We start from the raw sequence: 14,040 nt of genomic DNA on the forward strand, positions 1-14,040 counted from the left end.
ATGGATAACCTTCTCGCCGGGCCGCCCCCGACTCACCTGCCGGACCTGCCCGAGGCCAGGGAGGCCCTCGAATCCGGTGCCAAGGCCTCCGACGTGGCCGCCCGCTTCCCCGCCCATCCGGAGGCGTGGGCCTCACTCGCGGAGGAATACTTCGCGCAGGGGCACGCGGTCACCTCCTACGCCTTCGCCCGTACGGGCTACCACCGCGGGCTCGACGCGCTTCGCCGCAACGGCTGGAAGGGGCACGGGCCCATTCCATGGGAGCATGAGCCGAACCGCGGCTTCCTGCGCTGCCTCTACGCGCTGTCCCGGGCCGCCCAGGCGATCGGCGAGAAGGACGAGGCCGAGCGCTGCCTGCAGTTCCTCAAGGACAGCACTCAGACGGGTTACGACGCGCTGACCAAGAGCTAGCCCTTGGGGCGTTTGGGTACGTTCGGGTAGTCTCTCAACGCAAGAGCCCCTGTCGCGCTTGCGCCAGGGGTTTTCGTTTTGTGCACGGGAGAGACAGAACCATGCCGGCTGCTGTTCTCGTTGGGGCCCAATGGGGCGATGAGGGCAAGGGCAAGGCCACCGACCTGCTCGGTGGCGACGTCGACTACGTGGTCCGCTACCAGGGTGGCAACAACGCGGGTCACACCGTGGTCATCGGGGACCAGAAATACGCGCTGCACCTGCTACCCACGGGGATCCTGTCGCCGGACGTGGTCCCGGTGATCGGCAACGGTGTGGTCATCGACCCGGGTGTGTTGCTGAGCGAGATCGACGGACTGGCCGCGCGGGGCATCTCCGCCGAGCGGCTGCTGATCTCCTCGAACGCGCACCTGATCATGCCGCACCACAAGGCGCTGGACAAGGTGACCGAGCGCTACCTGGGCAAGTCCAGGATCGGCACCACCGGGCGCGGCATCGGGCCCGCGTACGGCGACAAGATCGCCCGGATGGGCGTGCGCGTGCAGGACCTGCTGGATCCCGGCATCCTGGCCAAGAAGATCGAGGTCGCGCTGACCGAGAAGAACCAGGTGCTGACCAAGGTCTACAACCGGCGCGGCATCGACCCCGCCGCCGTGCTGGAGGAATACCTCGCCTACGCCGAGCGGCTCAAGCCGCACATCGCCGACACCTCCCTGGTGCTGGCCAAGGCGCTGGACGAGGACAAGTTCGTGCTGCTGGAGGGCGGGCAGGGCACGCTGCTGGACATCGACCACGGCACGTACCCGTTCGTCACGTCGTCGTCGCCGACCGCCGGGGGCGCGTGCGCCGGCGCCGGCATCCCGCCGAACCGCCTGACCAAGGTGATCGGCATCCTGAAGGCGTACACCACCCGGGTGGGCTCGGGGCCGTTCCCGACGGAGCTCACGGACGAGGTGGGCGAGTGGCTGCGGCAGACGGGCGGCGAGTTCGGCGTCACCACGGGCCGCAACCGGCGTACCGGCTGGTTCGACGCGGTGATCGCGCGGTACGCGACCCGGATCAACGGGATCACCGACTACTTCCTCACCAAGCTGGACATCCTTTCCGGCTTGGAGAAGATCCCGGTCTGCGTGGCGTACGACGTGGACGGAGTGCGGCACGACGAGATCCCGATGACCCAGACGGACTTCCACCACGCGAAGCCGATCTACGAGGAGTTCCCCGGGTGGCAGGAGGACATCTCGGGCGCCAAGGTCCTCGATGACCTGCCCCCGAACGCCCGCTCGTACATCAGGACCCTGGAGGAGATGAGCGGCGCACCGATCTCGGCCATCGGCGTCGGCCCCGGCCGCGACCAGACCGTGGTGGTGCGGCCCCTGGTGTGAGAGGTCAGAGCGTCAGAACGGCGGCGGTCATGGGGGTGTAGAGGGTCCAGCCGAGGGTTTCGTAGAGGGCGCGGCCGGCGGCCGTGGCCACCAGGATGCCTTCACTGGCGCCCATCGAGGCGGCCGTGGTCGCCAGGGTCTGCATGATGACCGTGCCGAGGCCGCGGCGGCGGTGGTCGGGGGCCGTTTCGACGTGGTCGACCACGGCCGTCGTGCCCGAGGGGGCGAACTGGCCGCGGGCCGCCACCTCACCTGCCGCCGTCAGGAGGCGGACCGCCGTGACGTTCGCACGCGTGGTGATGGCCAGGGTGTAGCCAGCCGGGACGCGCGGGGTGGCGCGGGTCAGGGTCGTGGTCATCATGTATTCCGGGTCCTGGATGGACCACTTCGAGGACAGGCCCGGGGCCACGGCCTCCGCCGGGGCGCAGAGTTTGAGCCAGGTGCCCGGAACGGTGACTGCCCTGGTCAGGTGGGTCAGGACCGCCGGGGTGGGGTGCGGGACGATGTGCCGGGCCACGTGGTCCGGCAGGCCCACGTCCACTCTCAAGCCCCAGGGTTCGGGTACGGGGTCGGGTGCGTGCCGGGAGACGACCCACCCTTCGACCCATGCCCGAACTGTTGCGGGACGGATATTTTTGCCCCCATCCGTCATGTTGTGAAGTTTATTGCAAGATAGTTGCATTATTTGTCAATAAAGCCCGGTTTGAGATGACAAGCGGGAGTCCAACAAGCGAACGGGCGTAGCAGGATAAAAAGGACACGGCGTGGCACTGCCTAGTCGTGGCCCCCGCCAGGTAGGGTCCGGGTTGTGCGTGTTGAGATTCATGGTCACCGGGGGGCGCGAGGCCTCTGGCCGGAGAACACCCTTCCGGGGATGAGCCACACGATGCAGCTCGGCGTGCATGCGCTCGAGTTCGACGTGGCACTCACCGCCGATCGACGCCTCGTGCTCACGCACGATCTCACGGTCTCGGCGGTGACCAGTGCCGACAGACGGCCGCTGCATGCCGGCGATCCGCTCTTCCCCTATGTCGGCAAGGCGATCAACTCGCTCACGCTCGCGCAGTTGCGCATGCTCGACGTCGGCGTACGGCTGCCGCGGCATCTCGACGACCCGTTCGCGCTGACGCAGGCCGCCATGCCCGACACCAGGATGCCGACGCTGGGCGCGGTGCTCGGGCTGGTGAACGCCTATGAGGCGGAGGGCGTGCGGCTGCATGTCGAGCTCAAGTCCGACCCCACCCGGCCGGCGCTGACGGCTGACCCCGAGGCGTTCACCGAGATGGTCCTGGAGGAGCTCGAACGGCACGGCCGGCTCGACAACGCCGCCATCCTGAGCTTCGACTGGCGGATCATCGCCCACGCCGCCCGGATGGCCCCGGGCATCCGGCGGTTCGCGCTGATCGAGCTCGACACCCTGCACTGGAACGAGGGCGTGGGCACCGACGTCCCCGCCGCCGCCAGGGACGCGGGGGCCACCACGCTCTCGCCCGAGCACATCATGGTGGACGAGGCGCTCATGGCGCAGGCCGCCGCCGCCGGGCTGGACGTGGCCGTATGGACGGTCAACGACACCGCGCTGGCGAGCCGGATGCTGGATCTGGGGGTGGCCGGGGTCGTCACCGACTATCCCGACCGGATGCGGGAGCTCTGGCGCGAGCGTGGGCTGGAGCTGCCCGCGCCCGTCGGCCCGCTCAGGCCCGTGGGGGTTTAGCGGCTAGAGCCAGCCGTTCCGGCGGAAGCCGCGGTGCAGCAGCACGCAGGCGGTGACCATGAGGGCCAGCACCGCCGGATAGCCCCATACCTGCTTGGTCTCCGGCATGAAGTCGAAGTTCATGCCGTAGATGCCGGCGATCATCGTGGGCACCGCGAGGATGGCCACCCAGGAGGAGATCTTGCGCATGTCCTCGTTGGCCAGCGCGTTCGAGCGGGCGAGCGCGGCCTGCAGGATCGAGCTGCACAGCTCGTTGGAGGACTCCACCTGCTCACACACCCGGGACAGGTGGTCGCCGACGTCGCGGAAGTATTCGCGCATCTCCGACGGGATGACGCGGCGCTGCGGCAGCGCGGCCAGGGGCGCCAGCAGCGGGGTGACGGCGCGCTTCATCTCCAGCATCTCGCGCTTGAGCTGGTAGATCCGGTTGATGTCGCGGGAGCTGACGTCGGCGAACACCGTCGCCTCGACCTCCTCCAGCTCCAACTGCATGAGGTCGGCCACCTGCAGGTACTGGTCGACCACATGGTCGGAGATGGCGTGCAGGACGCCGGCCGGGCCGCGGTTCATCAGCGCGGGCTTGTCCTCCAGGCGCTCGCGGACCAGCGTGAGCGGGCAGTGGCGGCCGTGCCGCACGGTGACCACGAAATCCTGGCCCAGGAACACCATGATCTCGCCGGTGGCGATGATCTCGCTGGTGGCGGTCAGCTCGTCGTGGTCGAGGTAGGCGATGGTCTTGAGCACCATGAACAGCGACTCGCCGTACCGCTCCACCTTGGGGCGCTGGTGTGCCTTGACGGCGTCCTCGACGGCCAGCGGGTGCAGGCCGAAGACCTGGGAGAGCCACTCCACCTCGGGGGCCTCGGGCTCGTGCAGTCCCACCCAGACGAACGCGTTGGCGCCGTCGGCGGTCTTGTTGTGCTCGCGTACGAGGTCGAGGGCCTCGACGATGCCCGCGGAGGCCACCTTCGCGCCCTGGACGTAGGCGCCGAACTCTACGACGGAGTCCACCGGGGGAACACGCACCTCATGCACGACCGGCTTGGGGAGCTGGCGTGCGAGACGCGGCTGAACGGGGTGACGGTTGTTACGACGGAAAAGCGTGGACGAGCGCATGGCAGTCCCTTTCCGCCCGACCTGGCACGCTCCACGCGCGATGAAAAAGTCACCTCAATCGACACAGGTACGTGGAGGCACGATCAGGCTGCCGGATTGGAGTGGTCGGGGGTATGCAGGATGTACGTGTCGAGGCACGTACTGCTGGGATCACCAGGATTCATCCCGGACCACCTCCAATCACACGGAACGCCGCAAAGCCGCCCTAACTTACCACAGGCGGGTGAACTTCTCTGACAATACTCGCCGAGGAGTCCCCGGCTCAGGTAGAACTCCACAAAGCTTGCTCCCTATTCCGGCATTTGGTGTGCACCGGGCCTGAGGGGGTGGCAGGCGGCGGGCCTGCGACAATGGACGCGTGCGCGTTCTAGTCATTGGTTCCGGAGGGCGTGAGCACGCCCTGTGCCGTTCACTCAAGCTCGACCCCCAGGTCAGCGAGCTCCACTGCGCCCCAGGCAACGCGGGCATCGAGGCGGTGGCGACCACGCATCCCGTCGACCCCCTCGACCCCGCCGCGGTGGCCGAGCTGGCCGGGCGCCTGCGGGTCGATCTCGTCGTGGTGGGGCCGGAGGCGCCGCTCGTCGCGGGGGTGTCCGACGCGGTGCGTGAGGCGGGCATCGCGTGCTTCGGGCCGTCCCGCGAGGCGGCCATGATCGAGGGGTCCAAGGCGTTCGCCAAGGAGATCATGGCGGCGGCCGGCGTGCCGACCGCGCGGTCCCGGACGTGTGTCACCGAGCAGGAGGCCGCGGCGGCGCTCGACGAGTTCGGTGCCCCCTACGTGGTCAAGGACGACGGGCTGGCCGCGGGCAAGGGCGTGGTCGTCACCCATGACCGGGACGAGGCGCTCGCCCACGCGCTCTCCTGCGAGCGGGTGGTGATCGAGGAGTTCCTCGACGGGCCCGAGGTGTCGCTGTTCGCGCTCTGCGACGGGAGCACCGCCGTGCCACTGCAGCCGGCGCAGGACTTCAAGCGGGCCTATGACGGGGACGAGGGGCCCAACACCGGGGGCATGGGGGCCTACACGCCGCTGCCGTGGGCCCCCGACAAGCTCACCGACCAGGTCATGCGGGAGATCGTGCATCCGGCGATCGGGGAGCTGGCGCGGCGCGGGCTGCCGTACCAGGGGGTGCTCTACGTCGGGCTGGCGCTGACGGCGGCGGGGCCCAGGGTCGTGGAGTTCAACGCGCGCTTCGGCGACCCCGAGACGCAGGTGCTGCTCGACCGGCTGGAGACGCCGCTCGGCGGGCTGCTGATGGCGTGCGCGACCGGGGAGCTGGGGCTGGACCCGGTGTTCAAGGACGGCGCGGCCGTGGCCGTGGTGATCGCCGCGGAAAACTACCCCGCGGCGCCCGTCAAGGGCGACGTCCTCACGGGGCTGGCGCCGACCGAGCACGCCTACGTGCTCCACTCCGGGACCAGGCGGGTCGGCGACCAGATCGTCTCCGACGGCGGGCGGGTGCTGGCCGTGGTGGGCAGCGGGCCCGACCAGGAGAGCGCGCGCCGGCACGCCTACGACCTGGTGGACAGGATCAAGCTGCGCGGCTCCCACTACCGGACGGACATCGCCTCATGAAGCTTCTGCACTCCGGCAAAGTACGCGACCTCTATGAGCGGCCGGACGGGCTGCTGCTGATGGTGGCCTCCGACCGGCTGTCGGCCTTCGACTACGTGATGGAGCCCGACATCCCCGACAAGGGCGCCATTCTCACGCAGATGTCGTTGTGGTGGTTCGAGCAGCTCAAGGACATCGTTCCGCACCATTTCGTGGCGCGGGGCAACGACGCGCGCAGTGTGGTGTGCCGGCCGCTGAAGATGGTCCAGGTCGAATGCGTGGCGCGGGGTTACCTGGCCGGCGGTGGGCTGAACGAATACCGGAGCGACGGCATGGTTTCCGGGGTGCGCCTGCCCGAGGGGCTCCAGGACGGCTCGCGACTCCCCGAGCCGATCTTCACGCCGTCCACCAAGGCGCCCATGGGGCAGCACGACGAGCCGATCCCCTACGAGCGGGTCGTCGCGGAGGTCGGCGCGGAGACGGCCGCGGAGCTGCGGCGGATCACGCTGGCCGTCTACGCGCGCGGCGCCGAGATCACGCGCGAGCGGGGCATCATCCTGGCCGACACCAAGATCGAGCTGGGCTGGGATTCCGAGGGCGTGCTGACACTGGGCGACGAGGTTCTGACGCCCGACTCGTCGCGTTTCTGGCCCGCTGACGAGTGGACCCCCGGCCATGCCCAGACTTCTTTTGACAAGCAATTTGTGCGTGATTGGCTGCTATCGCCCGAATCGGGATGGGACAAATCCACCGGAAACCCCCCACCTCGCCTTCCTGACCACATCGTCGAGCGCACCCGGCAGCGATACCTAGAAGCGTATGAGCGTGTCACGGGGACTCCCTTTAGCGGATGATTCGGCAGGGTCATCGGGTGTTACCGACTACTGTTGGCCCGATCGAGCCGTACCGTGAATTCAAGGAGCCGCACGAATGGTCCGTTACCGCGTACGCGGTGGCAACGCACTGCGTGGAACCGCGTTCATCCAGGGCGCGAAGAACGCCGTGCTTCCCATGATCGGTGCGGCTCTGCTGGCCGCGAAGGGCCGCACAGTCCTGCGCAATGTGCCGATCATCGAGGACGTCCGGCGCGCGGTCGAACTGGCCGAGACGATCGGCGCCCACGTCGAGTTCCACGAGTCGGAGCGCACGCTGGTCATCGACGCCTCCAGGCTGACGAGCCCGGTGCTGCCCGCCGAGATCGCCCGGCGCTTCAGGGGCTCGGTGCTGTTCACCCCCGCGCTGCTGCACCGGCTGGACGAGGCCATCGTGGAAGGGGTCGGCGGCTGCAACCTCGGCAGCCGCAACCTCGACTTCCACTACCTGGGCTACAAGCGGCTGGGCGCCGTCGTGGAGGAGGGCGAGACCGTCATCCACGTCAAGGCGTCCGGGCTGACCGGCGCCACCCTCTACCTCGACACCCCCTCCCACACCGGCACCGAAAACCTCATCATGGCCGCCTCCCTGGCCAGGGGCACGACGGTGATCGAGAACGCGGCGCTCGAGCCCGAGGTGCTCGACGTCATCGACTTCCTCACCAAGATGGGCGCGCGGATCAGCGGCGGCGGCACGGGGTTCATCACCGTCGAGGGCGTGGACGAACTGCACGCCGTCGAGCACACCGTGATGCCCGACCGGCTCGACGCGGGCGTGTTCGCGATGGCGGCGGCGATGACCGGGGGCGAGCTCAGCCTCGTCGGCACCGGGCTCGACCTCGGCGTCGTCCGCTACAAGCTGGAACAGATGGGCGTCGAGTTCTCCCGGCAGGGCGCGGTCCAGCACGTGCGGTGCGAGGGGCCGCTGCGGCCGATCAACATCATCACCGACACCTACCCCGGCTTCGCCACCGACCTGCAGTCGCCGATGATGACCGTCGCGACGCTCGCCGACGGCACCAGCTACATTCACGAGCGCATCTTCGACGGCCGCTTCGCCCTGGCCGGAGAGCTGAACAAGATGGGCGCCAACGTCGAAGTCGACGGCAGCCGGGCCATCGTACGCGGCCGCACACCGCTGACCGGAACGCAGGTGACGGCACACGACCTGCGCTCGGGGATAGCGCTGGTTCTGGCCGGACTCGCGGCCGGGGGAGAGACCGTGATCGAGTCCGGATACCTGATCGATCGCGGACACGCACATCTCGCCGCGCGAATGCGTGCGCTCGGGGCGGACATTACACAAGAGATTTCCGAACGCTAAAAAGCGTGCGAAAAACCGCTTTGAGCTGCTAGGACATCTTGTCGGGCGGTCAACCAGAACGGCTTTCCGGAAAAGTCGGGCGTGACATTACGGCCCCCGCGAGCGATCGTTCCAAAAGAGAACACTGCAACGGACGGCAGGATGGGACGAACATTGGTCGAGAGGGCCGAAGAAACTCCCCGAGTGTCACGCCCGGGCGCTATGACACCGGACCTCACCATCGGCGTGGTCGGACCACACGACCTGGTCGAGCGAGTCATGCTGATGGGTCATGCCGCGGCTCCGCTGCCGTGTCGCCTGGTGGCGGCCGCCTACCGCGACGAGCAGGAGGCACCGGACAAGGTGACGCGGCTCGGTCCCGGCGTCGACGCGTGCCTGTTCGCCAGCCCGGTCCCTTACGACCTGGCCAGGCGTTCGGGCGTGCTGACGATGCCCGCGACGTACGTGCAACTCGGCGGAGCAGCACTGGTGGCGGCGCTGGCCAAGGCCGCGCTGGACACCCGCATGGACCCGCAACGGGTCAGCATCGACGTGGTCAGCAGGGCCGATGTCGAGGAGGCGTACACCGATCTCGGCATCCCCGCCACGGACGTGCACAGCCGTGACGAGCCGGGCGCCACCGGCACGATCGCGGCCTACCATGAACGCCTCGCCCGGCAGGGCGCGACCACCGGGGCGCTGACGTGCCTGCCCGCGGTGGCCGAACGCCTGCACGCGGCGGGCGTACCGGCCATCAGGATCCGGCCGACCTCCGCCGCGGTCCGGACGGCGCTGCACACCGCGGCGCTGCTCGGGGCGCATCATCGGCTGGAGGAGTCGCAACTCACCGTGGTGCTGGTGGAGGTGCCGACGCTACGCGAGCCCGTGCGGCGCGCGGCACCCCGCTACTGGCGCGACGAGTTGCGGCTGTCGCTGCACCGGCTGCTGGTCCAGGAGGCCAACCGGATCAACGCCACCGTCTGGCCGATCGACGATCACAGCTACCTGGTGACCGCCACCAGGGGCTCGATCGCGGCGGCCACCGACGGGTTCAGGGTGTTGCCGTTCGCCGCCCGGATCAGGGACGAGTTGGGGCTGGCGGTCGAGGTCGGTGTGGGGATGGGGCGGACGACGCACGACGCGGAGTCGCACGCGCGGGCTGCCCTGGCCCGGACCCAGGCCGGAAAACAGGCGCAGGGGTTCGCGGTGGACCGGGAGGGGCGGGCACTCATCCCCGCACCCCGGATGCCACCGACCGGGGCCACCGCGCTCAAACCCAAGGGAGTGGAGGTGCTGGCCCGGCTCGCCGCCAAGCTGGAGGGCGGCGACACCGTGGTGGACGCGGAGGGCGCTGGGAAAATGCTCGGGGTTACGCCTCGTACGGCTCGACGGTTGCTGCGCACGTTGGTTGACGAGGGACTCGCGTGGCCGCTGCCGCCGAACCGCACACCGCAGCCTGGCCGGCCGCGGCAGTTGTATCGGCTGATCGTGGAAAAACTCGGCCCCCGATAGCGTCGTCATCTGATCGGGAGCGCCGATGGGACGTTTCGCTTGGGGCGGGCGTGCTGATCGGGCGTTTCGCTTGGGGCGGGCGTGCTTGCGCGTCCGCCCCGGTACGGCTCCTGACCGGGTGTGGGGCCTGGTCGGGGACCGGGCACGATGTGCTGGCTTCGGTCGTGCTGGGTGTGAGTTGGCGCTTGGCGCGGGTCGCACCTAACGTGGATCATGTCCGGAGTGGGCAGGCTTCGCGTGGCCGTTTCGGTGTGGGGCTGTTTCGCGTAGGTCTGCTCGGGTGGGGCTGTTTCGCGTGGGTCTGCTCGCGTGGGCTGTTTGGGCTTGGGTCCGCCCCCATGTACGGGTCCGTCGTCCCCTTCCCCTTCCAAGGACGGCGGGCCCTCTTTTATCCGTTACGGCAAGCCAACTTGGCGCCACCCGCCGCACGGGGTTCAGGGCCTCCAGGGGACGGCCGCTGACCCGCACGTGGTCGGGCGCCGTTACGGCGCTCTGTGGGCCGGTTACCGGGTGACTTGTGGGTCGCGTCGCCGGCGTCGCTGTTAGCCACCTGGGTGGGGCGATCGGGGTTTGTGGGGTGGATCGGGGTTTTGGTGACTGCTGGAGGGCCGTTATGTTGACTTCGGATGTCAACTTTGCTAACCAGCACATTGACTCTTATGAAGCTATTGGTTGACCCGTGTAGATGGGGGTATGTTCTTCGACGCCCCCGATCGACGAGATTCGGACGGGGGCGCCAAATTTTCTGGGTGGGCGTTCCGCCTGACCGCGTTGAGCCGCCTCACCCCTGAATGTCTCCAGGCGACTGGTCTCAGGTGTTCGTTTCTGGCTGGCTTGGCTTGGTTCCGGCCGACGCCGTGTGCGCATCCGTTGATAGCTGCTCGGTTGTGGGCGGTGCAATGCGGATGAACGATGGTTCATCGTCTGTAATGGGTGGGTTTTGGGCTGATCCACTTCCTCGTTACGGGCTTGATGTTTCGACGGTGATCGGGGCGGGGGCGGGCTTGATCGGCTACCCCTGGGCAGGCACGTCGCTCGCTGTCACCGCATCCATGCGGGCCGATTTCTCCTTGGTGGGGGAGTTGATGGCTTACGTCCTGGAGTGGCTGGGTTTCAGGACAGGGCTGCGCGGGGCTGTAGGGGCCCTGGGGGCGCTTTTCGGTGCGGGATGGGCTCAGGGTCAGCAGGCGCACGAGACGCCCGACGTGGGGGCTGTCAGCGCGTCCACCGGATGGCGGATGATCCCCGAGCGGGTTTCTACCGGAAAGCCCTCTCTGGCCCAGTACTCGAAGCCGCCGAGCATCTCCTTGACCCGGTAGCCGAGTCTCGCGAACTCCAGCGCCGCCCGGGTGGCTCCGTTACAGCCGGGGCCCCAGCAGTACGTCACGACCATGGCGTCCCTCGGAACCAGTTCGGACGCCCTGACGCCGATCTCGGCCGTGGGGAGGTGGACGGCGCCCTCGATGTGGCCCTGGTCCCAGCTCTCCCGGCTGCGCGAGTCGACCACGACGAGGCCGGGGACCGCGGCGGCCAGGTCGGCGGCCACGTCCGAAACATCGGTCTCGAAGCCGAGGCGGGCGGAGAAATGGGCAATCGCCTCGGCATTGGCGGGAGAGAGGGTGGGAGAGGCCGCGAGAGTGGCAGTGGGAGTAGGTCTGGCGGGCGGGCTTGGGGGCGGGGTGCTGGCGGTGGGCATGGGCTCTCCTCGGCATGGTCTGGCAGGGGGGCGGCTTGGTGGCCGCTTGGGTATGGGGGGAGCTTGGCAGGGTGGGGTGAGGTGGGGATAGTGGCGGGAAAGCCGTCTATCGTTAATATCCCGCCACTGTCCGAAGTCTGATACTCGCGGGCGCTTTGTCACATCTGACCGCTACAGTCATGAGCCATGAGTGCAAACGCCCCTGACAGTCGTGCTCCACTCCTCGTGTGGAGCGCGTTGGCCATCGTCTACGTGGTGTGGGGCTCGACATACCTCGGCATCAGGATCAGCATCGAGACCATGCCGCCGCTGCTCAGCGGCGCGTTGCGGTTCGTGACGGCCGCGTTGCTGCTGGGCGGTTTCCTGATGATCAGGAAGGGATGGGCGCCCTTCAGGATGTCGTGGCGCCAGTTCGGCGGCGCGGGGCTGGTCGGGTTGCTGCTGCTCACCGGCGGGAACGGCATGGTCGCCGTGGCCGAGCAGCACATCTCCACCGGCCTGGCGGCGCTGCTCGTGGCGGCGGTGCCGCTGTGGCTCGTGGTGTTCAGGATCGTGGTCAGGGACCGGCCGGCGGTGCTGACGGTGGCCGGGGTGCTGGTCGGGCTCGTCGGGGTGGCGGCCCTGTCGCTGAACGGGGGCGGTGAGTCGGCCAGCACGACAGGGGTCGTGGTGATCATGCTGGCCTCGCTGTCGTGGTCGATCGGGTCGTTCCTGGCGGCGCGCATCCCCATGCCCGACAACGTGTGGGCGGCCAGCACGGTCCAGATGCTGGTCGGCGGTCTGGGATTGCTCGTGGTCGGCCCGTCGATCGGCGAGCGGCTCGACCTGGCGGCGATCTCCGGACGCTCGTGGATGGCGCTGGTGTACCTGGTGCTCGTGGGATCGCTGGTGGGCTTCACCGCCTACACGTGGCTGCTGGGCAACGCGCCGATCTCGCTGGTGTCCACGTACGCGTACGTCAACCCGGCCGTCGCCGTCCTGCTGGGCATGCTGGTGCTGAACGAGCAGGTGACGACGCAGATGATCCTGGGCGGGCTGGTGATCCTCGCGGGCGTCGCCCTGGTGGTGTCCACCGAGCGACGCGCCAAATCCAAGCTCCCGGTCCCGGAGGAAGTCGCCGTCTGAGGCGGCGGGGCACCCGGCACTCGCCGGTGCCCCGCCGGATGGAGCGGCTAGCGGTGCGGGAACTTCTTGGTGACGGCGAGGAGCGCGTCGTTCGCCTCCGGGTCGCCGATGGACACGCGCGCGCCCTCCCCCGCGAACGGCCGCACCGCCACCCCCTCGGCGGCACACGCCGCGGCGAAGTCGAGGGTGCGCTCGCCGAGCCTGAGCCAGACGAAGTTCGCCTCGGAGTGCGGGACCGTCCAGCCCTGGGCGAGCAGCGACTCGTGCACCCGGGTGCGCTCCTTCACCACCCGCTCGACCCGCTCCAGCAGCTCGTCCTCGGCCTTCAGCGACGCGATGGCGGCGACCTGCGCGATGTGGTTGACGGCGAACGGAATGATCGTCTTGCGGACGGCCGACGCCACCGGCTCCTGCGCGACCATGAAGCCCACCCGCAGCCCCGCCAGCCCGTACGCCTTGGAGAACGTGCGCAGCACGCAGACGTTCGGCCGGTCGCGGTAGAGGGTGAGGCCGTCGGGGACGTCCTCGTCGCGGACGTATTCGCGGTAGGCCTCGTCCAGCACCACCAGCACGTGCTCGGGCACCCGGTCCAGGAACGTCTCCAGAGCGGCGCGCCGGATCGCGGTGCCGGTCGGGTTGTTGGGGTTGCACACGAACACCATGCGCGTCCGGTCGGTGATCGCCTCCGCCATCGCGTCCAGGTCGTGGTCCTCGCCCGCCAGCGGCACCCGGACCGAGGTCACCCCGGCCAGGTCGGCCAGCAGCGGGTATGCCTCGAACGACCGCCACGCGTACACGACCTCGACCCCGGGCTCCGCCACCGTCTCGAAGAGCTGCTGCGCCACCGTGACGGACCCGGCGCCGAGCGCGATGTGCTCGACCGGCACCCCGAACCGCTCCGCGATCGCCTCGGTCAGCTTGATCGCGCCCGGGTCGGGATACCGGTTGACCTGCCGCGCCCCCTCGGCGATCGCGCCGATCACGGACGGCAGCGGGTCGTACGGGGACTCGTTCGAGGAGAGCTTGTACGACCGCCCGTCGGAGGTCGCGACGGCCTTGCCCGGCTTGTAGGCGGCCATTGTGTCCAGGATGCGGCGGAAACGAGGCATGGCCCAACGATAGAAGGCGCGACGGTGTGAGGCATCAACCAGGGGGTGCGGGTCCCACCCACTCCCCGCCCCCGCCGGTCACGAACCCCTTGTCCGGGCCCCTGGGGTCACATGATCAAGGGTGCCACCCGGGACGCCCGCTGGGAAGGTCCTCCACCGGTCGGTCAGCGGTGGAGGGCCCAGATCAGCACGCCCACCACTACGGCGATGACGGCCAGCACACCGAGGATGATCAACAGGGAGAG

Annotated in this window: 12 protein-coding genes; 8 read left to right on the plus strand and 4 right to left on the minus strand. The window is 68.9% G+C overall.

The window, feature by feature from the left end; all coding sequences use genetic code 11:
- Entirely contained in the window at positions 1 to 411 is a 411-nt protein-coding gene (locus ABGB18_RS13440) for a DUF3151 domain-containing protein (protein WP_347695780.1), read from the plus strand.
- A gap of 101 nt (positions 412 to 512) precedes the next feature.
- Complete coding sequence (locus ABGB18_RS13445) at positions 513 to 1,796, plus strand: adenylosuccinate synthase (RefSeq protein ID WP_347695781.1); 1,284 nt, start codon at positions 513 to 515, stop codon at positions 1,794 to 1,796.
- Between the two features lie 4 nt (positions 1,797 to 1,800).
- Here ABGB18_RS13445 and ABGB18_RS13450 read toward each other — a convergent pair whose 3' ends face one another.
- On the minus strand, positions 1,801 to 2,337 hold the full coding sequence (locus ABGB18_RS13450) for a GNAT family N-acetyltransferase (protein WP_347695842.1): 537 nt from the start codon (positions 2,335 to 2,337) through the stop codon (positions 1,801 to 1,803).
- A 267-nt stretch (positions 2,338 to 2,604) separates the two neighbouring features.
- Here ABGB18_RS13450 and ABGB18_RS13455 point away from each other — a divergent pair, with 267 nt between their 5' ends.
- Complete coding sequence (locus ABGB18_RS13455) at positions 2,605 to 3,510, plus strand: glycerophosphodiester phosphodiesterase family protein (RefSeq protein ID WP_347695782.1); 906 nt, start codon at positions 2,605 to 2,607, stop codon at positions 3,508 to 3,510.
- Between the two features lie 3 nt (positions 3,511 to 3,513).
- Here the strand turns inward: ABGB18_RS13455 and corA are convergent, their stop codons facing one another.
- Positions 3,514 to 4,521 carry a magnesium/cobalt transporter CorA gene (gene corA, locus ABGB18_RS13460; RefSeq protein ID WP_347695783.1) on the minus strand — a complete coding sequence of 336 codons (1,008 nt, stop codon included), beginning with the start codon at positions 4,519 to 4,521 and terminating at the stop codon, positions 3,514 to 3,516.
- A gap of 463 nt (positions 4,522 to 4,984) precedes the next feature.
- Here corA and purD point away from each other — a divergent pair, with 463 nt between their 5' ends.
- The 4 genes from purD to ABGB18_RS13480 all read left to right on the plus strand — a co-directional run bounded on the left by purD (position 4,985) and on the right by ABGB18_RS13480 (position 9,865).
- The gene (purD, locus tag ABGB18_RS13465) at positions 4,985 to 6,199 is read left to right on the plus strand and encodes a phosphoribosylamine--glycine ligase (RefSeq protein ID WP_347695784.1); all 1,215 of its coding nucleotides are present in this window, start codon (positions 4,985 to 4,987) and stop codon (positions 6,197 to 6,199) included.
- Entirely contained in the window at positions 6,196 to 7,032 is an 837-nt protein-coding gene (locus tag ABGB18_RS13470; protein WP_347695785.1) for a phosphoribosylaminoimidazolesuccinocarboxamide synthase, read from the plus strand. Before purD ends, ABGB18_RS13470 begins: the two co-directional genes overlap by 4 nt.
- 76 nt (positions 7,033 to 7,108) lie before the next feature.
- Entirely contained in the window at positions 7,109 to 8,374 is a 1,266-nt protein-coding gene (gene murA, locus ABGB18_RS13475; RefSeq protein ID WP_347695786.1) for a UDP-N-acetylglucosamine 1-carboxyvinyltransferase, read from the plus strand.
- A gap of 201 nt (positions 8,375 to 8,575) precedes the next feature.
- Complete coding sequence (locus ABGB18_RS13480; RefSeq protein ID WP_347695787.1) at positions 8,576 to 9,865, plus strand: GTP cyclohydrolase IIa; 1,290 nt, start codon at positions 8,576 to 8,578, stop codon at positions 9,863 to 9,865.
- Between the two features lie 1,180 nt (positions 9,866 to 11,045).
- Here the strand turns inward: ABGB18_RS13480 and ABGB18_RS13485 are convergent.
- Positions 11,046 to 11,561, minus strand: a complete 516-nt coding sequence (locus tag ABGB18_RS13485; protein WP_347695788.1) for a rhodanese-like domain-containing protein — start codon at positions 11,559 to 11,561, stop codon at positions 11,046 to 11,048.
- A 186-nt stretch (positions 11,562 to 11,747) separates the two neighbouring features.
- Between ABGB18_RS13485 and ABGB18_RS13490 the strand changes: the two genes are divergently transcribed.
- A complete protein-coding gene (locus tag ABGB18_RS13490; protein ID WP_347695789.1) occupies positions 11,748 to 12,686 on the plus strand; it encodes an EamA family transporter in 939 nt (312 codons plus the stop codon).
- Positions 12,687 to 12,733: 47 nt separating this feature from the next.
- Here ABGB18_RS13490 and hisC read toward each other — a convergent pair whose 3' ends face one another.
- On the minus strand, positions 12,734 to 13,795 hold the full coding sequence (gene hisC, locus ABGB18_RS13495; protein ID WP_347695790.1) for a histidinol-phosphate transaminase: 1,062 nt from the start codon (positions 13,793 to 13,795) through the stop codon (positions 12,734 to 12,736).
- Positions 13,796 to 14,040: the final 245 nt, after the last annotated feature.

The organism is Nonomuraea sp. B12E4, from assembly GCF_039871825.1.
GTDB lineage: Bacteria > Actinomycetota > Actinomycetes > Streptosporangiales > Streptosporangiaceae > Nonomuraea.